Genomic DNA, 19529 nt, shown 5'->3' on the forward strand with positions numbered 1-19529 from the left:
TTCCTCACTGCGGCACGAGGCGATCAGTCGGCCAGCAACTGGCGCAGCACGTACGGCAGGATGCCGCCGTGCGCGTAGTAGTCGACCTCGATCGGCGTGTCGATGCGCAGGACCAGCGGCACGCGCTGGCTCTTGCCGTCGGCGCGATTGATCACCAGCGTGGCCTCGGACTGCGGCGTGATCGGCGCGGGCCACTCGATGTCGATCGTCTCGTTGCCGGTCAGCCCCAGGCTGGCCCAGGTCACGCCCGCCTTGAACTGCAGCGGCAGCACACCCATGCCCACCAGGTTGTTGCGGTGGATGCGCTCGAAGCTGCGCGCGACGACGGCCTTGATGCCCAGCAGCTGCGTGCCCTTGGCCGCCCAGTCGCGGCTGGAGCCGGTGCCGTATTCCTCGCCGGCGAACACGACCGTGGGCGTGCCGGCGGCCTGGTAGGCCATCGCGGCGTCGTAGATCGGCACCGCCTCGGAGCTGTCGGCCGACAGCTCGCCATGCGCAGGCCCCTGGTAGATCGTGTAGCCGCCTTCCACGCGGCCGCCGTCGGCGCGCGCCGGCAACATCAGGTTCTTGATGCGCACGTTGGCGAAGGTGCCGCGCATCATCACCTCGTGGTTGCCGCGGCGTGAGCCGTAGGAGTTGAAGTCCGCCGGCAGCACGCCGTTGGCCTGCAGGTACTTGCCCGCGGGCGAGTCGGTCTTGATCGAGCCGGCCGGCGAGATGTGGTCGGTGGTGATCGAGTCGCCGAACAGCGCCATGATGCGCGCGCCCTTGATCGACGTCGGCGCCGCCTTCGGCTGCTGCGTGAAGCCGTCGAAGAACGGCGGACGCGCGATGTAGGTGCTCTTGGGCCAGTCGTACACCTGCCCCGTGACGCCGGTGATGTCGTTCCACAGCTTGCCGGGGTTGCTCTTGACCTGCGAGTAGTTGGCGCGGAACGCGTCGGCGTCCATCGCGAACTTCATCAGCGCGTAGACCTCGTCGCTGGTGGGCCAGATGTCGCCCAGCCAGACATCCTTGCCGCCCGTTCCCTTGCCCACGGGCTGCGTCATCAGGTCGACCTTGACGTTGCCCGCGATGGCGTACGCCAGCACCAGCGGCGGGCTGGCAAGGAAGTTGGCCTTCAGGTTCGGGTGGATGCGCGCCTCGAAGTTGCGGTTGCCGGACAGCACCGCCGCGGCGACGAGGTCGTTCTCGACGATGGTCTGGTTCAGCTCGGGCGTCAGGTCGCCGGCGTTGCCGATGCAGGTGGTGCAACCGTAGGCGGCGACGTTGAAGCCGAGCTGCTCCAGCGCCGGCATCAGGCCGGCCTTGGTCAGGTACTCGGTGACGATGCGCGAGCCGGGCGCCAGCGAGGTCTTGACGTGCGGCTTGACGCTCAGCCCCGCCGCGACCGCCTTCTTGGCCAGCAGGCCGGCCGCCAGCATCACGCTCGGGTTGCTGGTGTTGGTGCAGCTGGTGATGGCCGCGATCAACACGTCGCCGTGGCCGATCTCGATGCCGCTGGCGGTGACCGCGCGGCGCGCGACCTGGTCGGCCGGCAGGTTGTAGCCGTTGGCGGCCGCCGGCGTGACGAGCAGTTCGTCGAACTTCCTGGACAGCTTGCCGATCTCGATGCGATCCTGCGGCCGCTTCGGGCCCGCGAGGCTGGGCGCGACGGTGGACAGGTCGAGCGTGAGCGACTCGCTGAAGTCGATCGAGCCGCTGGCCGGCGTGCCGAACAGGCCCTGGGCGCGGAAGTAGGCCTCGAAGGCCTCGATCTCCTCGTTCGTGCGGCCGGTGCCGCGCATGTACTCGACCGTCTTGTCGTCGACCGAGAAGAAGCCCATCGTCGCGCCGTACTCGGGCGCCATGTTGGCGAGCGTCGCGCGGTCCGGCACCGACAGCGAGGCCACGCCCGCGCCGTAGAACTCGACGAACTTGCCGACGACCTTGGCCTTGCGCAGTTGCTCGGTGACGGTCAGCACCAGGTCGGTGGCGGTGACGCCCTCGCGCAGCTGGCCGGTGAACTCGAAGCCGACGACGTCCGGCGTCAGCAGGTAGACCGGCTGGCCCAGCATCGCGGCCTCGGCCTCGATGCCGCCCACGCCCCAGCCGACCACGCCCAGGCCGTTGATCATCGTGGTGTGGCTGTCGGTGCCCACCAGCGTGTCGGGGTAGTAGACCGGCGGCTTGCCGTCGGTGGCGGCCTGCTTGTGGACGCCGCGCGCCAGGTACTCGAGGTTGACCTGGTGGACGATGCCGAAGCCCGGGGGCACGACGCCGAAGGTGTCGAACGCCTGCATGCCCCACTTCATGAACTTGTAGCGCTCGTTGTTGCGCTGGAACTCGATCTTCATGTTGATGTCGAGCGAATTCTTGTGCGCGTAGTCGTCGATCATCACGCTGTGGTCGACGACCAGGTCGACCGGCACCAGCGGCTCGATCGTCTTCGGGTTCTTGTTCTGGTGCGCCGCCTCGGTGCGCATCGCGGCCAGGTCGCACAGCAGCGGCACGCCGGTGAAATCCTGCAGCACGACGCGAGCGACGACGAACGGGATCTCTTCGTTGCGTGCGGCCACAGGTTTCCAGTTGGCGAGCTCGCGCACGTGCTCGGGCGTGATCCGGCGGCCGTCGCAATGGCGCAGCACCGCCTCCAGCACGATGCGTATCGACACCGGCAGCCGGGCGATCTGCGGGAACTCCTTGGTGAGCGCCGGCAGCGAATGGAAGCGGCCGGTCGCGCCCGAGGGCGTCTTGAACGTCTGCAAGGCGTGCGCGAACGGCACGGTGGAGGCCAAGGGCATGTGTTCTCCTCGCGGTGGTGGAACCGCTGATGACGACGGAATCCTGAACCGGGGATGTTGCCTCATCCACCGGCTTGCGTTCATGACCCCGCGCGAGTGTCAGCCGTTTTTACTCGGATTCGGCCGCTGTCGAGCAATGACCTCGCCAGCCGTCCGGAAAACGGGTCCAATGCGCGGATGCTGTCCCGAGCCCGCCCATGCCGCTGACGATCCCGCCCGAGGAGGTCGAGATCACCGCCATCCGCGCCCAGGGCGCCGGTGGCCAGAACGTCAACAAGGTGTCCTCGGCGGTGCACCTGCGCTTCGATGTGCGCGCGTCCTCCCTGCCCGAGCCGGTCAAGGAGCGCCTGCTCGCGCTGCGCGACAGCCGCATCACCGACGAGGGCGTGCTCGTCATCAAGGCGCAGCAGTACCGCAGCCAGGACCAGAACCGCGGCGACGCCTGGCTGCGGCTGCAGGAGCTGGTCGACTCCGTCGAGAAGCCGCCCCGCGTGCGCCGCGCCACCAAGCCCACCTACGGCTCCAAGCAGCGGCGGCTGGAGGGCAAGAGCGTGCGGTCGGCGATCAAGGCCGGGCGTGGCAAGGTGAGGGAATGACGACGCCCGCCGCCGAACCCGCCATTGCGTTGGACAGCCTGCTGCTCGTCCTGCGCGAGCGCCCCGGCGCCGACAAGGCCGACGACGCGCCGGTGCGGGTCGAACCGTTCGCGGTGCCCATGCCCGGCGGCGCGTCGGCGACGATGGCGCCGGCCTGGTTCGACCTGGTCGGCGACCTGCAACTGCGCCTGGTGCGCAGCACGCCGGACTACGTCCTCACGCTGCACGCGAGCGAGCTCGACGCGTTGAAGCTGGGCGTCGAGGACGCCCTCGCCGTGGCGCTGGCGAACCTGCATCGCCTGCACGGCGCGCCCGTCGCCCGCCCGTGGCACGACCTGCGGCGCGTGGGCGGCCACGACGAGGACGCCGACAGCGCCTACTTCATGGATCGCGCGTTCTGGCGCGCCCGCCTCGCCGAGCATCCCGAGGGGCTCGTCGCCGCCGTGCCGCGCACCGACCTGCTGCTGTTCGCGCCGCTGGCCGACACCGGCGCCGTCAACAGCATGCGCCACGGCGTGCCCGGGCTGCATGCGGGCGGCGGCGACTATCGGCTGTCGTCGGCGCTGTTCCTGTTCGAGGACGACCGCTGGCGCGTGTTCCAGCCCGCCGTCGCGGCCGCGGCCTGATTCAGCCGGCCGGACGCGCCGCCGCGCGCTCGCCGCGACGCGGCATGCGCACCACCGCGCCTCCGTCGACCGAGCGCGCGCGCAACTGCCCGCAGCCGCCCTCGACATCCTGCCCCGCCGACTGCCGCAGCTTGGTCAGCACGCCGCGCGATTGCAGCGTGCGCGCGATCGCGGCGGCCTTCTCGGGCGCCGGACGCGCGAAGCCCAGGCCCTCGTTGGTGTTGTACGGGATCATGTTCATCAGCGCGTACTTGCCCTTGAGCAGGCGCACGATGCCGTCGATCTCGTCGTCGCCGTCGTTGATGCCGTCCAGCAGTGTCCACTGGTACTGGATCGGGTAGCCGGTGGCGCGCGCGTAGCGCTCGCCGAGCTCGACCAGTTCGTCGGGCGCGATGCGCGGCGCGCGCGGCAGCAGCTCGCGGCGCAGCGCGTCCTTGGTGGAATGCAGCGACAGCGCCAGCGCGGGCCTGACCGGCCCCTGCGGCAGGCGCTCGAACACGCGGTGGTCGCCGACGGTGGAGAACACGAGGTTCTTGTGGCCGATGCCGCCCGCGGTGCCGAGCAGGTCGATCGCCTCCATCACGTTGTCGAGGTTGTGCGCGGGCTCGCCCATGCCCATGAACACCACTTTCTTGACGAAGCGCTTCGAGCGCGCCAGCGCCACCTGCGCGACGATCTCCGCGCTGCCCACCTGGCGCAGCAGGCCGTCGCGGCCGGTCATGCAGAACACGCAGCCGACCGCACAGCCGACCTGGGTCGACACGCACAGCCCGTCGCGCGGCAGCAGCACGCTCTCCACCGTCTGGCCGTCGTTGAGCGCCACCAGCAGGCGCGCGGAGCCGTCCTCGCCGGGATGTTCGGACTGCAGCGTCGCCAGTCCGGCAAGATCGGCCGTGACCTGCGGCAGCGCGTTGCGCAGCGCGAGCGGCAGGAAGTCCGAGAGGCGCCGCTTGCCGGCGTCCTGCGGCTGCGCGTTGACCCACTGGCGCAGCACGCGCGCCTCGTGGTCGGGCGAGGCGCCCAATGCACGCAGGCGAAGGCGAAGGTCGAGAATGCGCATGGCGGAGGACGGGAAACGAGGCGGGAAGCGTCGATTTTCGCCTGTCCGCGGCCGGGCCGCCGGTTTCCGGCCCCGCGCCGAAGGCCGCGGCCTAGAACTTCGGCTCCGGCACCGTGCTGTTGTCCTTGGGATCGCAGTGCATCGCGAACTGCCCCAGCTGGGCGCCGGCGCCGTCGCGCATCTCGCCTTCCAGGGCAGCAGTCTGCCGATTGACCGACAGCCGTATCAGCTGGAGCTTGAGCAGGTCGGGGTCCCATACGAACATCGTGCCGCGGATCCAGTCGTACCAGATCCTGCTGCTCCGAACGGGGGCCGAGTACACCATCGAATAGAACGCCGGAGTGATCTCCAGCTTCATCCGCTCGCCGACCGGCATCACGTCGGAGCTCTCGATCAGCGCCAACTGGCTGTTGCGGCGCAGGGCGAGATCGAGATGGGCCGGCATCGCGCGGCCTCCGGCACGCACCTCGCCGGAACAGGCCAGATAGACGCCGAATTCCTGGGCGTCGGCGGGCACCGGGACCATCGATCCAGCCAACAGAGCAAGGGCCGAGGCGCCGAGAAGCGTCCCGGGTCTCACTGGCCAACCTTCTTCGAGGCATCCGTTTCGCCGCCCTGCACGCCCAGCGCGCCGCCGTTGCCCAGGCCGCCTTCGACCTTCTGGGCCTTGTAGTTCTTGACTGCGACGACGAGCTTGTTGTAAGAGTCGACGAACGCAGCCGTCACCATCTTGCCTTCGTCGGTGTTCGAGTAGGCACTGCCGGCGCCTAGCCCGTAACGCCCGAAACCCAGGCCGGAGAAGTTCCAGTTCTTGCTCTCCGAATGCCCCTGCGCCGCGACCAGGCGCACGGTGCTGCGGATATCGACCAGCGTCATGACGGTCGACGCCTCGTTCGAGCTGATCCCGACTCGCCCCGCGCCGACGATATTGCCGAGTCCCGAGGGCAGCAACCGGCCGATGCCGCCGAAGCTGCTGCCGCTGTCCCCCTTCTTGTTCATCACGATCTCGGGCTTCAGCAGGTAGTCGGCGACGACCTGCTGGCCTTTGCCGCGCGTGCTGCTTTCGCGCGCCTCATCGCCGCGGGAACGAGCCGTCTCGGCGTTGATGCCGCGCTCGCCGGTGCCCCGCTCGACGACCACGAAGCAGTTCGATTCCATCACCATCGCGCTGATCACGGGCGCCGTCGACCCGAGACGGCCGACGTAGTAGCGATACCAATCCGCGCCGGTGTCCTCCTCGATGCGCACGACGCCGAGCGTCTTGGCGCATTTTTCCATCGCGGGAGGCGCGTCGTCGGCGGCCGCCCGCGTCGAGGCGCAGAGACTCGAAACCAGCGCCATCAGCGCGAAACCAGCGCGGTACCCTCGTTCGTTTGTCATCGGATGTTGCTCCTGAGAAAATCGGAAATATCGCGGCGAGGATTAGGCGCTGTAACGTCGCTAGCGGAAACCCCTAAAGCCGCGCAGGCCGTCTCGAACGCCAGGCCGCCAGCGCGCGGCCCCCGCCAGTCGGGCGATTCCTTCTCGGTGCTTACCCGATCCGGCGCCCTCGTTCAGCCCTGGCGATCTCCGGACGCCGCGCCATCCAGTACGCTTGCAGCCTCGCGCCTCCTTCGGACAGGCCCGCCCGACCACCATGCGTCCACTTCCCCTCGACCCCGACCGCCTGCGGCGATGGGCCACCGCCGTGGCATTCGCCGCGTTTGCCGTGGCCGTGCAATGGTCGGTTCGGCCGTGGGTGGGCACGAAGATCCCGTTCCTGTTCTTCCTGCCGGTCATCGTGGCCGCGTCCGCCCGGGCCGGCCGCGGGGCGGGCCTGTTCGTGACGGGCGCCGGCTTCGTCAGCGCCTGGCTGTGGCTGCTGCCGCCGCGCCACTGGTGGGTGGCCGGGCCCGTCGACAACCTGTCGATGCTGATCTACACGATCCTGGGCGTGCTGCTGGCCACGGTCGGCGCGCGCCTGCGCGTGACGAGCGCGCGCGCGTCGGCCGCCGAGCAGCGCCTGGTGCTGGCCGGCGAGGACACCGGCATCGGCATCTTCGACCTCGACCTGGTCACGCGCACGGTCTACCTGTCCCCGGCGCTGGCGCTGCTGTGCCGCGTCGACGCGCGCGACGGCGCCGTGCCGGTCGACGAGGTGATGGCCAACATGCCAGTCGACGCCGCGATCGAGGCGCGCGCGGTGCTGGCCCGCAAGCTGCGCGAGCGCGCCAGCGGCTACGAGCGCGAGGTGCGCCTGAGCGTGCCCGACGGCCGCGACCGCTGGCTGATGCTGCGCGTCCACATCGTCTGGTCCGGCGCGCGCGCGGTACGCATGCGCGGCGCCTGCATCGACATCACCGAGCGCCGCGCCGTCGACGACCTGCTTGGCCGCACGCAGGCCGAGCTCGGGCAGCAGGTGGCCGACCTGCACCGGCTGCACGAACTCAGCAGCCGGCTGCTCGACACGCGCACCCTCGTCGAGCAGCTGCAGATGATCCTGGTCGCGCTGGCCGACTTCCACGGCGCCCGGCGCGGCCTGCTGACGCTGTTCGACACCGGCTCGGGCACGCTGGGCATCGCCACCAGCACCGGCTTCACGCCCGACGCCGTCGCGCGCCTGATGCAGACCAGCGGCATCGACGGCGCGTGCGCGATCGCCTGCGCGAACCGTGAGCGCACCGTCATCGAGGACATCGAGGTCGGCGAGGTCGATCCCGGCCTGCGCGCGCTCGCGAGCGAGGAGGGCTTCCGCGCGGTGCACGCGACGCCGCTGGTCGGCCAGGGCGGCGAGGTGATCGGCGCGATCTCGATCCACCTGGATCGCCCGCACGCGCCCACCGAGCGCGAGCGCACGCTGGCCGACATCTGCGCCCGCAAGGCCGCCACCTTCATCGAGCGCGCCCGCGCGCAGGCCGCCTACCAGGAGTCGCAGGGCCGCTTCCAGGCGGTGCTGGACGCGTCGGCGGTGCCGTTCGTCGTGCTGTCGCCGATCCGCGAGGACGCCAGCGGCGCCATCGTCGACTTCGAATGGAGCTACGTCAACAACGCCGCCGCCAAGGCCCTGCGTCGCCCGGCCGAGGCGTTCGAGGGCAGGCGCGTGCAGGACGTGCTGCCGGCGCGCTGGGCCAGCAGCGACTCGTTCGCCCAGTACGTGGCGGTGGTGGAGACGGAGGCGACGCGCGAGTTCGAGGTGCTGGTGCACCACGAGGGCATCGAGCAGTGGTTCCGCTGCGTCGCGTCGCCGCTGCGCGGCAGCGTCGCGGTCTGGTTCAACGACGTCACGATGCGCAAGAACGCCGAGCAGTCGCTGCACGAGGCCGACCGCCGCAAGGACGAGTTCCTCGCGACGCTGGCGCACGAGCTGCGCAATCCGCTGGCGCCGATCCGCCAGGCCAGCGCGATCTCGCGCCTGCCGCAGGCCACCGAAGCGCAGAAGCGCTGGAGCCACGAGGTGATCGAGCGCCAGGTGCGCCACATGGCGCTGCTGCTGGACGACCTGCTGGACGTCTCGCGCATCACGCGCGGCCGCCTGGCGCTGCGCCGCGGCACCAACACGCTGCACGAGATGATCGAGGCGGCCGTCGAGACCGCGCGTCCGCTGATCGATTCGCGCCAGCACGAGCTCGAGATCGTGCTGCCGCAGGCGGCGATCCTGATGCAGGCCGATCCGCTGCGGGTCTCGCAGATCGTGGCCAACCTGCTCACCAACGCCGCCAAGTACACCGACTCTCGCGGCCGCATCCGGCTGCTGGCGGCGCTCGACGCCGACGACGTCGTCATCGAGGTCAGCGACAACGGCATCGGCATCGCGCCCGATTCGCTGCCGGCGGTGTTCGACATGTTCACGCAGCTGCGCGGCAGCGACGACCGCGCGGGCGGCCTGGGCATCGGCCTCGCGCTGACCAAGGGCCTGGTGGAGCTGCACGGCGGCTCGATCATCGTGCGCAGCGAGGGCCCCGGGCGGGGCAGCGTGTTCACCGTGCGGCTGCCGCGCGGCGACACGCCCGACCGCGTGGCCGCGCCCGGCGACGGCGTGGAGCCGCGCGCGGCGTCGGCGCGGCGCATCCTCGTCGCCGACGACAACCGCGACGCCGCCGAGAGCCTGGCCGCGCTGCTCGAACTCGAGGGCCACGAGGTCACGCTGGCCTACGACGGCGCCGAGGCGCTGGACGCCTACGCGCGGGTGCATCCGCAGATCTGCCTGCTCGACATCGGCATGCCGCATCGCACCGGCAACGAGGTGGCCAGCGAGATCCGGGCGCGCGAGGACGGCCACGCGCCGACGCTGGTCGCGATCACCGGCTGGGGCCAGGACGCGGACCGCAGCCAGGCGCTCGCCGCCGGCTTCGACCACCACCTGACCAAGCCGGTCGACCCGACGCAGCTGCTTCGGCTCATCGGCGAGGCGCGCGTTTCAGGGGAACTCGCGCGCGCGTGACGCGCGACGTTGTGCAACGTCAACGGCGCATGTCCGCTCCGACATCAATCGTCTAACTCCACGACACGTCCGGTTCGTCCAATGGCCCCACGCAAGCTCGTTGCGGCCAGCACAAGGACAGACCATGGACGATCACGACAAGGGCCTCGCCCACGACCTCGACACCCTCGGACGCCGCCGCGTCCTGCTTGGCGCCGCCGGCCTGGCCGCGACCACGCTGCTGACCGTGTGGGGCTGCGGCGGGGGCGGCGATTCGACCGGACAGGCCGGCAGTGCGTCGAGCTCCGGCAGCTCGTCGGGGTCGTCGGGCGGCAGCGGCTCGACCTCCACCGGCACCTGCGCCGTCAGCGCCGAGGAGACGCAGGGCCCGTTCCCCGCCGACGGCTCCAACACGATCAACGGCACGGTGTCGAACGCGCTGGCGCTGACCGGCATCGTGCGCAGCGACATCCGCTCGAGCTTCGGCAGCTTGAGCGGCACCGCGGCCGGCGTGCCGACCACGCTGACGCTCACGCTGGTCAACGTCAACGACAGTTGCGCGGTGCTGTCCGGCTACGCGATCTACGTCTGGCACTGCGACCGCGACGGCGAGTACTCGCTGTACGGCGTCACCGACCAGAACTACCTGCGCGGCGTGCAGGAGACCGACGCCAGCGGCACGGTCACGTTCACGACGATCTTCCCGGCCTGCTATTCGGGCCGCATGCCGCACATCCACATCGAGGTGTACCGCAGCGAGACCACGGCCACGTCGTACACCAACAAGCTGAAGACGACGCAGCTCGCGTTCCCGGTCGACGTCTGCGAGACGATCTATTCGACGGCCGCCGGCTACAGCCAGAGCGTGACCAACCTGGCGCAGATCAGCTTCGCGACGGACATGGTGTTCTCCGACGGCACGGCGACGGAGATGTCGACCGTCACCGGCAGCGTCGCCGACGGCTACACCGTGTCGCTGCAGGTGGGGATCTCGGTCTGAGCGCCACCCACGCCGGCTGCCGCAGAATGCGTGGATGACGATGGGCGCGCGCATGAAGGCACTGCTGGCGGACACGCTGTTCAAGCGGCTGTTCGCGCTGATGTGGCTGGCGCTGGTCGTCAGCCACGCGGTGGCGTTCCTCGTCGTCACGCGAAATGGCGGCGGCGGTGGGCGGCTGCCGACGTTTCCGTCGCTGCCGCCGTTCTCGTTCTCGCAACCCGCCGCATCGCCCGCGAGCGCGACGCGCATGCCGCCCGCGCCGCCGGACTGGCGCAACGGCCCCAACGGCCCCAACGGCCCCGGCGGCATGGACGGCCCGCATGGACCCGCCGGGCCGCCGCCGTTTCCCGGCCAGCGCGGCTTCGGCGCGCCGCCGATCCCGCAAGGCGGCGGACTGCCCGGGTCCGCCGCGCTGCTCGACTACGGCATCCGCCTGCTGATCATCGGCCTGGCGGCGTGGTTCGGCGCGCGCTGGCTTTCGGCGCCGATGCGCCGGCTGCAGGCGGCGTCGCGCACGCTGGGCCAGTCGCTGGCGCGCAACGAGGCGCCGCCACAGGTCGACGAGCGCGCCGGCACGGTGGAGGTGCGCGAGGCGGCGCACGTGTTCAACGAGATGTCGCGCCAGCTCAGCGACCAGGTGCACTCGCGCGCGCTGCTGGTCGCGGCAATCTCGCACGACCTGCGCACGCCGCTGACGCGCATCCGCATGCGGCTGGAGTCGAGCGAGACCGATCCGCTCACCGCGCGCTCGATCGCCGACATCCACGAGATGGACGACCTGATCGAATCCGCGCTGGAGGTGTTCCGCGGCACCGGCGGCCACGAGGAGGCGAGCCAGGTGACCGACGTCAACGCGCTGGTGCAGGCCATCGTCGACGACCTCGCCGACCTCGGCCAGCCGGTGAGCGTGCAGGGCGAGCCGGCGCCGGCGCCGGTGCAGTCGGCCGGGCTGCGGCGGGTCGTCTCCAACCTGATCAACAACGCGCTGCGCTACGGCCAGCGTGCCGACATCAGCGTGCGGGTGCACGGCGACGCGGTGCACATCGTGATCGACGACCAGGGTCCCGGCATTCCGGAGGCGCAGCTCGACGCGGTGATGCAGCCGTTCTACCGCCTCGAAAGCTCACGCAGCCGGCTTACCGGCGGCAGCGGCCTCGGCTTGTACATCGCGCGCGACCTGATCGCGCGGCAGGGTGGCGTGCTGACGCTGGAAAACCACGCCGAGGGCGGACTGCGCGCGACGATCGCATTGAAGCGGGCGTAGCGCCCTACTTCACTTCCGCATCGAAGATGTAGCCCTCGCCGCGGATCGTGCAGATCAGCTGCTCGCCGTCCTGCGCCGCCGACAGCTTCTGGCGCAGGCGCGACACCGCGAGGTCGATCGCCCGGTCGGCCACGACGACGCCCTGGCCGCGCGTCGCATCGAGGAGCTGGTCGCGCGTGAGCACGCGGCGCGGGCGTTCGACGAAGGCGCTGAGCAGGCGGTACTCGGCGCTCGAGAGCGGCACGACGACCTGCTGCGGCGACACCAGTTGCCGCTTGAGGCGATCGAAGCGCCAGCCCGCGAATTCGACCGTGCCGTCGCCGCCGCGATCGCCCGCCGGCGCGGATCGTCGACGCAGCACCGCCTTGATGCGCGCCACGAGCTCGCGCGGCTCGAAGGGCTTGGCGACGTAGTCGTCGGCGCCCAGCTCCAGCCCCAGCACGCGGCTGTGCGGATCGCCCTGGGCCGTCAGCATGATCACCGGCAGGTCGGCCGTCTCGGGGCGCTGGCGCAGCGCGGCGCAGATCGCGAGGCCGTCGCCATCGGGCAGCATCACGTCGAGGATCAGCATGTCGACGCCGCCCTGCGACAGCGCCGCACGCATCTGCGCGGCGCTCGCCGCGGCCACCGTGTCGAAGCCGAAACGGCGCAGGTAGTCGCACACGGATTGCAGCAGTTCGGGGTCGTCGTCGACGACGAGGCAGCGCGTGATGGCCATCGTGTGCGCAAAGGTACCACGCCGCATCGCAGGGCGGACGTGACGGCGCCTCCTGCCGCATCGCTGCCGCAGGAGGCGCCGGGGAAACGAACGATCAGGCGGCTAGATGCGACCGGTCAGCAGCAGGATCAGCAGGATGACGACCAGCAGGCCGAACACGCCGGTGGGCGCGTAGCCCCAGCTGCGGCTGTAGTTCCAGGTCGGCAGGGCGCCGAGCAGCATCAGGACGAGAACGACAAGAAGAATGGTGCCAAGCATGGAATGCTCCTCAGGGATGGTGTGGGCCGGTCGGACGTGCGCCGGGGGTACGGAGCAGACTCAGCAATCCACGGACCAGGGTCGTCCACCCTGTGCTGCGGCGCGGGCCGCGCGTACGCAGTTTCCCTCACGCCAAGGCCGAGCAAAAGCGTGGCGATGGGTACAGAATGCCGTGGGACAAGAACAAGGAGACACACGAATGGATGCAGTCGCGAGCGGAACCATCGGCCACTACACCTTCGCGGAGAAACGCAAGCGCATCTTCGCGATCATGGCGGCCTCGTCGGGCAACCTGGTCGAGTGGTTCGACTTCTATGTCTACGCGTTCACGGCGATCTACTTCGCGCCGTCGTTCTTCCCGAAGTCGGACGAGACGGTGCAGTTGCTGCAGGCCGCCGCCGTCTTCGCCATCGGCTTCCTGATGCGCCCGATCGGCGGCTGGATGTTCGGCAAGATCGCCGACCGCCGCGGCCGCAAGACTTCGCTGGTGATCTCCGTCGTGATGATGTGCGGCGGCTCGCTGCTGATCGCGATCCTGCCCACGTACTCGCAGATCGGCCTGGTCGCGCCGCTGCTGTTGCTGCTCGCGCGCATGGTGCAGGGCCTGTCGGTGGGCGGCGAGTACGGCGCCACGGCCACCTACCTCAGCGAGGTCGCGCTGCGCGGCCAGCGCGGCTTCTTCTCGTCGTTCCAGTACGTCACGCTGATCGGCGGACAGCTGCTCGCGGTGCTGGTCATCTTCCTGATGCAGCAGTTCCTCGACGAGCCGGCGCTGAAGGCGTACGGCTGGCGCATCCCGTTCGTGATCGGCGCGGTCACCGCCGTCATCGCGATGCTGCTGCGCCGCACGCTGCACGAGACGGCGTCCGAGACGGACCTGCAAAGCAAGGAGGCCGGCAGCTTCTCGGTGATCTGGCGCGACCACCGCGCCGCCTTCCTCACGGTGCTGGGCTACACCGCCGGCGGCTCGCTGATCTTCTACACGTACACCACGTACATGCAGAAGTACCTGATCACCACGGCGCACATGCCCAAGACGACGGCCACCAACATCTCGCTGGTCACGCTGTTCGTCTACATGTGCATGCAGCCGCTGTTCGGCGCGCTGTCCGACCGCATCGGCCGGCGCGCGTCGATGATGTGGTTCGGCGGGCTGGGGACGCTGCTGACGGTGCCGCTGATGACGGCCATCGGCTCGGCCGGCAGCCCGGTGACGGCGGGCGTGCTGATCTGCATCGCGCTGGCCATCGTGAGCCTGTACACGTCGGTGTCGGCCATCGTGAAGGCCGAGATGTTCCCGGCCCAGGTGCGCGCGCTGGGCGTGGGCGTCGGCTACGCGATCTCGAACGCCCTGTTCGGCGGCTCGGCCGAGTTCGTGGCGTTGCAGTTGAAGGACTGGAAGGTCGAGTCGGCCTTCTTCTGGTACGTCACCTTCATGATGGCCATCGTGTTCCTGGTCAGCATGCGCCTGCCCAGGCACGCGAGCTACCTGCACACCGATCACTGAGCGTTCCCGCGTGCGTCACGCGCGCGAGGCATCCCGGTGTCAGGTCCGCGCGACGAATGCGGTGCACCACGCCTTGGCCAGCACGGCCTTGCCGGGATAGAGCGGGCACGGGCCCTGCGCATCGCCGACCTTGCCCTGGAACAGCGCGCAGCCGCTGCAGGCCTGGCCCGCGACGTACTTGGGCGCCTTGGCCTTGTCCACCTTGCTCGCATCGGCGACGTAGCCCAGCTGCTGGGCCTGCGGGCTCTTCGGATCGACCAGCGGCGCCGGCGCGTCGGCGCGGGCCAGCGCGGTCGCGCCGAACAGGGGGACGAGGGCGATGAAGCGGCGGCGCGTGGTCATGATGTTGCCTTCCGGCTGAAGCAGGTGGGTGCCGCGATTGTGTGCCCTGCGCGGGCGCCGCGGCGAGCGGCCACAGGGAAATCACTGGGGATGGCGGGCGCGCCGCGTCGTGAGCCATGATTGAATAGCGCATAGGCGGTGGGGCATCGAAAGAGTCGCCACGGCCCGCCAGGATCAACCTCCGATCGAAGAGACGCTGCCATGACATCGACGAAACGATTCCTCGGCCATCCGCTGGTCCTCGCCACCGTGCCGCTCGCGCTGCTGTTGCAGGGCTGCGCCACCGATCCGCACACCGGCGCGCAGTCGATCGCCGGCATCAAGGTGAGCGACGACCCGTGCGCCAAGACGGCCACGGTGGTCGGCGGCGTGCTGGGCGCGGTCGCCGGCGGCGTCGTGACCTCGCAGTTCACCAAGAACACCGACGCCCGCGTGCTGGGCACCGTGGCCGGCGGCGGCATCGGCGCGGCCATCGGCTACAACATGGACAAGCGCCGCTGCGCGCTGTTCGCCATCGCCAAGCAGCACAACGCCGAGGTGACGGTCGCGTCGGTCGTCGTGCCCAAGGGCGACCTGCCGCCCGCGGCCACCGTCGCGGCCGCCGATGCGCAGCCCGCCTCGGCCACGCCGTTCGCCGCCGGCAGCGACAACGCCGCGGCGGGCCTGGCGGTCAGCGTGCGCGACACCGGCAAGCAGTTCGCGACGGGCTCCGCCACGCTCACGCCGGAGGCCGAGGCGCTGTTCCGGGAGGTGGCCGACCAGTACTCGTACTCGAAGCAGCAGGCCAGGCTGACTTCCTCCTCCAGCGACGACGACAAGGCCGCGGTCGAGGTGCTCAAGACCAAGCGCATCCTGCTGGTGGGCCACACCGACGACACCGGCAACACCACCGAGAACGCCAACCTGTCCGAGCGCCGCGCCGCCGCGGTGGCGCGCGTGTTCCAGGGCCAGGGCGTGGCCGCGTCCAGCCTCTACTACCAGGGCGCCGGCGAGACGCTGCCCATCGCCGACAACCACACCGAGGCCGGCCGCGCCGCCAACCGGCGTGTCGAGATCGTCGACGTCACCGACGACGCCGCCTTCCACAAGTTCCTCGCCTCGCGCCGCCAGGTGCTGGCCTACTACCGCGCGAGCGACACGCCGGCCGCCGACACCAAGGTCAAGAAGCCGGTCAAGGGCGGCGGCTTCGTCGACTTCGGCGGCGTGCCCGCCGCCACGCTCACCAGCGCGCCCGACTTCGCAGCCGGCACCGCCAGCGGCGGCGACAAGAAGGCGCCGCGACCCATCGTGCCCACCTGCAGCGCCGACCGGCCGCGCGCGGCCAACGGCGTCAAGTCGCTCGCCACGCAGAAGGACCTGCCGATGAGCGACTACGTGCCGGGTCTGTACAACACGTCGTGGTCGGACAACGTCAACGGCAACCTGGTCGGCCTGACCGGCGTCGACGTGCCGCGCGACGGCGGTGCGATGTCGGGCAAGCCCACGCTGCTCATCTGGAAGAACTACAACCCGAAGAAGAAGATGCCGCCGGCGGACTTCCAGACCACGCCCGACGTCAACATCTACCGCGGCAGCCAGTCCATCCTGTACCGCGTGTTCGTCGGCGGGCCGATGAAGTGCATGGACGTCTGGTTCCCGTACACCGACACCGGCGAGTCGCGCAACTCCAACCTGTTCTACGACCGCCAGCAGTCGCTGTACGTGAGCTCGTTCGAGCTGAAGTCGCTGAGCAGCGGCGCGCAGTAGGCGACCCGCCTCCTGCTTCGACGGGACGCCCGCGCCCCCCGGTGGGTGATTTGCCTGCTGGGCGCCGTTCTTGCCCTGCGGTCGGGCTAGACTCAACACAACAATGGTCGACCCCGAACCCGTCTCCGACGCCGCGCCCCCCGCCTGCTCCGCGCTCGCGGCCGGACTCTGGCGTTGCCGCGGCTGCAACGCGGTCTGCATGCCGCCGCCGCAGGCGATCGAGCAGCGCCGCGCGCGCTGCCCGCGCTGCGATGCGATCGTCCATCCCCGCCTGCCTGATTCGATCGCCCGCAGCTGGGCCTTCCTGCTCGCCGGCACCGCGCTGTATCTACCGGCGAACCTGCTGCCGGTCACCAGCACCGCGTCCATCGGCGGGCGCCAGAACGACACCATCTTCAGCGGCATCGTCTACTTCTGGAAGGACGGCTCGTACGGCCTGGCGGTGCTCGTGTTCGTCGCCAGCATCCTGGTGCCGATGACCAAGCTGCTGCTGCTGTCGCTGCTGCTGATCTCGCTGCAGCGCCACGACCGGCGCTGGGCCGTGCGCCGGCTCAAGGCCTGGCGCGCGCTGGAGCTGATCGGCCGCTGGTCGATGCTGGACATCTTCGCCATCACGATCCTGGCCGCGCTGGTGCAGGTGGAAAGCCTCGCCGAACTCACGCCCGGGCCCGGCGCGATGGCCTTCGGCGCGGTGGTCGTGCTGACGATGCTCTCCACCCACTGCTTCGATCCCCGCCTGCTGTTCGACAAGCCGGAAGGCGAAGTCGCGCCGATGCCGCAACAACTGACCGACCCTGCCGGAGACGCGCCTTGAGTGCACCAGAAGAACCGCGCGACGACGCCCCCGCGCCCGTGCCTGCCGCGCCCGCCGCTAAGACGCCGCCGCCCGACCTGCCGCGCCCGGTCATCGCGCGCCGCGCGCACTACTCGCTGTGGCTGGTCTGGCTGGTGCCGCTGATCGCCGTGATCATCGGGGTGTATCTCGGTGCGCGCTCGATCATCAACCGCGGCCCGACCATCACGATCTACTTCCACAACGCCGAGGGCATCGAGGCGAACAAGACGCACATCAAGTACAAGGACGTCGACGTCGGCATCGTGCGGCGCGTCAAGCTGACGAAGGACCACCGCGAGGTCGAGGTCACCGCGGAGATGCGCGGCAACTCGGGCATCGAGAACCTGCTGGTCACGGACACCCGCTTCTGGGTCGTGCGCCCGCGCGTCGGCGCGGCGGGCGTCAGCGGGCTGGGCACGCTGCTGTCGGGCGCCTACATCGGCATGGACGCCGGCCGCAACGCCACCGAGAAGCGCGAGTTCGAGGGCCTGGACGTGCAGCCCGCGATCACCGCCGACGTCCCCGGCCGCTCGTTCACGCTGATCTCCGACGACCTCGGCTCGCTGGACATCGGCTCGCCGATCTACCTGCGCCGCGTGCCGGTCGGCCAGGTGCTCGCCTACGCGATGCAGCCGGACGGGCGCCACATCAAGTTCACGATCTTCATCACGGCACCCTACGACCGCTTCGTCAGTGCCCACAGCCGGTTCTGGCATGCGAGCGGCATCGACGTCGACTTCGGCGCGCAGGGCCTGCACGTGCAGACGCAGTCGGTGGTGAGCGTGCTGGCCGGCGGCGTCGCGTTCCAGGACCTGCCCGACCCCGACGGCGCCGCGCTGGCCACGCCGCCCGAGGCGCCCGAGAACACGCAGTTCACGCTCTACGCGCAGATGTCCGACGCGCTGAAGCTGCCCGACTCGCAGGGCTTCGACTACCGGCTGCTGTTCGCGAGCTCGGTGCGCGGCCTGGCGGTGGGCGCGCCGGTCGAATACCGCGGCCTGCCGATCGGCGAGGTCACGCGCATCTCCGTCGACGGCACGCCCGAGGAGTCCAACCCCGAGCCCAAGATCGCCGTCGACGTGCGCGTCTACCCGCGCCGGCTGCCGACGATCAACAAGTCGGGCCCCGACGACATGACGCTGGACGACCAGCGAAAGCGCATCGACCCGATGGTCAAGCGCGGCTTCCGCGCGCAGTTGAAGAGCGGCAGCCTGCTCACCGGCCAGCTGTACGTGTCGCTCGACTTCGTCAAGGACGCCCCCGCCGCGCGCATCGACTGGACGACCACGCCGCCCACGCTGCCCACCGCGCCGGGCGGCTTCGACGACCTGCAGGCGACGCTGTCGTCGATCGCCAGGAAGCTCGACGCGATCCCGTACGACCAGCTCGCCGGCGACCTGCACAAGGACCTGGCCGACATCGACGTGAGCCTGAAGAAGGTCGACTCGCTCGTCGACCACCTCGACACCGGCGTCGTGCCCGAGGCGCAGAAGACGCTCGCCGACGCGCGCAAGGCGGTCGACGACCTGCGCAAGACGCTGGCCACCGTCGACCAGACCGTCGGGCCGCAGACCACCGGCGCGCTCAGCGAAGTGTCGAAGGCCGCGGCCTCGTTGAACAACCTGGCCGAGTTCCTCAAACGCCATCCGGAGTCGCTGCTCAAGGGCACGCCGGACGATCCGAAATGACCATGACACGCCTGTTCCTGCTCTCGGCGCTGGCGCTCGTCGCCGGCTGCTCCACGCCGCCCGACTACTACCACACGCTGCGGCCCTCCGGCGCGGCCGCGCCCTCGGGCGGGAGTGCGCGCGACGCGCAGCGGCTGCTGGCGATCGGGCCGGTGACGGTGCCCGACGCGCTCAAGCGCGACGAGTGGGTCATCCGCACCGGCGAGACCGGCGCGATGGTCTACGACCACCAGCTGTGGACGCAGGGGCTGTCCGCCGACGTCGCACAGTCGCTGGTGGACTACCTCAATCGCGGCTCGCTGCCCGACGGCCTGTGGGCCGACGCCGGCCCCACGGGCTCGGGCAGCGGCGCCGACCTCGAGCGCCCGGCGCCGCTGCGCGTGCGCGTGCAGGTGCTGCGCTTCGACTCCGTCCTCGTGCCGGCGCCGGCCGTCAGCGACGAGATCCGCTGGACCATCGAATGCCTGCCGTCGGACGCCTCGCTCGGCCCGGTCGATGCCGGCCGCTACCGCAGCGTGCGCACCGCGGTGCGCGACGCCGCCGAGCCCGCGCCCGGTGCCGGCGCGAACGTCGACGCATCGCAGCAGCGCTTCGACCGCGTCGCGCGTGCGCATTCGGAGACGGTGCGGTTGGTCGCGGAAGATGTCGCCGCTGCGTTGCGGGCGACCGCGGCGGAACGCGCGCAGGCCTGCATCACCGGACACTGA

Annotated in this window: 17 protein-coding genes; 10 read left to right on the forward strand and 7 right to left on the reverse strand. The window is 70.4% G+C overall.

Features of this window, described 5'->3' with window-relative positions; genetic code table 11:
• Positions 1 to 23: 23 nt before the first annotated feature.
• Positions 24 to 2783: an aconitate hydratase AcnA gene (gene acnA, locus LPC04_RS07355; RefSeq protein WP_275681524.1), complete on the reverse strand. Its 2760-nt coding sequence runs from the start codon at positions 2781 to 2783 to the stop codon at positions 24 to 26.
• 197 nt (positions 2784 to 2980) lie between these two features.
• Here acnA and arfB point away from each other — a divergent pair, with 197 nt between their 5' ends.
• Both arfB and LPC04_RS07365 read left to right on the forward strand, forming a co-directional pair.
• Entirely contained in the window at positions 2981 to 3379 is a 399-nt protein-coding gene (gene arfB / locus LPC04_RS07360; RefSeq protein WP_275681525.1) for an alternative ribosome rescue aminoacyl-tRNA hydrolase ArfB, read from the forward strand.
• A complete protein-coding gene (locus LPC04_RS07365; protein ID WP_275681526.1) occupies positions 3376 to 4005 on the forward strand; it encodes a hypothetical protein in 630 nt (209 codons plus the stop codon). The genes arfB and LPC04_RS07365 overlap by 4 nt, the downstream gene beginning before the upstream one ends.
• Position 4006: 1 nt before the next feature.
• On the opposite strand, the gene LPC04_RS07370 is transcribed toward LPC04_RS07365, so the two are convergent.
• From LPC04_RS07370 to LPC04_RS07380, 3 genes are all read right to left on the reverse strand, one after another.
• Positions 4007 to 5065 (reverse strand): RNA methyltransferase, encoded by a 1059-nt coding sequence (locus tag LPC04_RS07370; protein ID WP_275681527.1) that lies wholly within the window; start codon positions 5063 to 5065, stop codon positions 4007 to 4009.
• A gap of 91 nt (positions 5066 to 5156) precedes the next feature.
• Positions 5157 to 5582: a hypothetical protein gene (locus tag LPC04_RS07375; RefSeq protein WP_275681528.1), complete on the reverse strand. Its 426-nt coding sequence runs from the start codon at positions 5580 to 5582 to the stop codon at positions 5157 to 5159.
• Positions 5583 to 5641: 59 nt separating this feature from the next.
• Positions 5642 to 6445 (reverse strand): peptidoglycan-binding protein, encoded by an 804-nt coding sequence (locus LPC04_RS07380; RefSeq protein ID WP_275681529.1) that lies wholly within the window; start codon positions 6443 to 6445, stop codon positions 5642 to 5644.
• A gap of 256 nt (positions 6446 to 6701) precedes the next feature.
• On the opposite strand from LPC04_RS07380, the gene LPC04_RS07385 reads away from it, so the two are divergent.
• From LPC04_RS07385 to LPC04_RS07395, 3 genes are all read left to right on the forward strand, one after another.
• Positions 6702 to 9485 (forward strand): hybrid sensor histidine kinase/response regulator, encoded by a 2784-nt coding sequence (locus LPC04_RS07385; RefSeq protein WP_275681530.1) that lies wholly within the window; start codon positions 6702 to 6704, stop codon positions 9483 to 9485.
• A 124-nt stretch (positions 9486 to 9609) separates the two neighbouring features.
• Complete coding sequence (locus tag LPC04_RS07390) at positions 9610 to 10464, forward strand: peptidase associated/transthyretin-like domain-containing protein (protein WP_275681531.1); 855 nt, start codon at positions 9610 to 9612, stop codon at positions 10462 to 10464.
• A 34-nt stretch (positions 10465 to 10498) separates the two neighbouring features.
• Positions 10499 to 11728, forward strand: a complete 1230-nt coding sequence (locus tag LPC04_RS07395) for an ATP-binding protein (RefSeq protein ID WP_275681532.1) — start codon at positions 10499 to 10501, stop codon at positions 11726 to 11728.
• A gap of 4 nt (positions 11729 to 11732) precedes the next feature.
• Here the strand turns inward: LPC04_RS07395 and LPC04_RS07400 are convergent, their stop codons facing one another.
• Complete coding sequence (locus tag LPC04_RS07400; protein ID WP_275681533.1) at positions 11733 to 12473, reverse strand: response regulator; 741 nt, start codon at positions 12471 to 12473, stop codon at positions 11733 to 11735.
• Between the two features lie 75 nt (positions 12474 to 12548).
• Entirely contained in the window at positions 12549 to 12704 is a 156-nt protein-coding gene (locus LPC04_RS07405) for a DUF3309 family protein (protein ID WP_275681534.1), read from the reverse strand.
• A 199-nt stretch (positions 12705 to 12903) separates the two neighbouring features.
• Between LPC04_RS07405 and LPC04_RS07410 the strand changes: the two genes are divergently transcribed.
• Positions 12904 to 14211: an MFS family transporter gene (locus LPC04_RS07410; protein ID WP_275681535.1), complete on the forward strand. Its 1308-nt coding sequence runs from the start codon at positions 12904 to 12906 to the stop codon at positions 14209 to 14211.
• Between the two features lie 39 nt (positions 14212 to 14250).
• Here the strand turns inward: LPC04_RS07410 and LPC04_RS07415 are convergent, their stop codons facing one another.
• Positions 14251 to 14553: a high-potential iron-sulfur protein gene (locus LPC04_RS07415; RefSeq protein ID WP_420854701.1), complete on the reverse strand. Its 303-nt coding sequence runs from the start codon at positions 14551 to 14553 to the stop codon at positions 14251 to 14253.
• A gap of 201 nt (positions 14554 to 14754) precedes the next feature.
• Here LPC04_RS07415 and LPC04_RS07420 point away from each other — a divergent pair, with 201 nt between their 5' ends.
• The 4 genes from LPC04_RS07420 to LPC04_RS07435 all read left to right on the forward strand — a co-directional run bounded on the left by LPC04_RS07420 (position 14755) and on the right by LPC04_RS07435 (position 19529).
• Entirely contained in the window at positions 14755 to 16299 is a 1545-nt protein-coding gene (locus LPC04_RS07420) for an OmpA family protein (RefSeq protein WP_275681536.1), read from the forward strand.
• A gap of 103 nt (positions 16300 to 16402) precedes the next feature.
• The gene (locus tag LPC04_RS07425) at positions 16403 to 17113 is read left to right on the forward strand and encodes a paraquat-inducible protein A (protein ID WP_275681537.1); all 711 of its coding nucleotides are present in this window, start codon (positions 16403 to 16405) and stop codon (positions 17111 to 17113) included.
• Positions 17110 to 18822, forward strand: coding sequence for a PqiB family protein (locus tag LPC04_RS07430; protein WP_275681538.1), 1713 nt, complete (start codon positions 17110 to 17112; stop codon positions 18820 to 18822). Before LPC04_RS07425 ends, LPC04_RS07430 begins: the two co-directional genes overlap by 4 nt.
• Positions 18819 to 19529 carry a PqiC family protein gene (locus LPC04_RS07435; RefSeq protein WP_275681539.1) on the forward strand — a complete coding sequence of 237 codons (711 nt, stop codon included), beginning with the start codon at positions 18819 to 18821 and terminating at the stop codon, positions 19527 to 19529. The genes LPC04_RS07430 and LPC04_RS07435 overlap by 4 nt, the downstream gene beginning before the upstream one ends.

The organism is Scleromatobacter humisilvae, assembly GCF_023231945.1.
In the GTDB taxonomy this organism is placed as follows: Bacteria; Pseudomonadota; Gammaproteobacteria; order Burkholderiales; family Burkholderiaceae_C; genus Scleromatobacter; species Scleromatobacter humisilvae.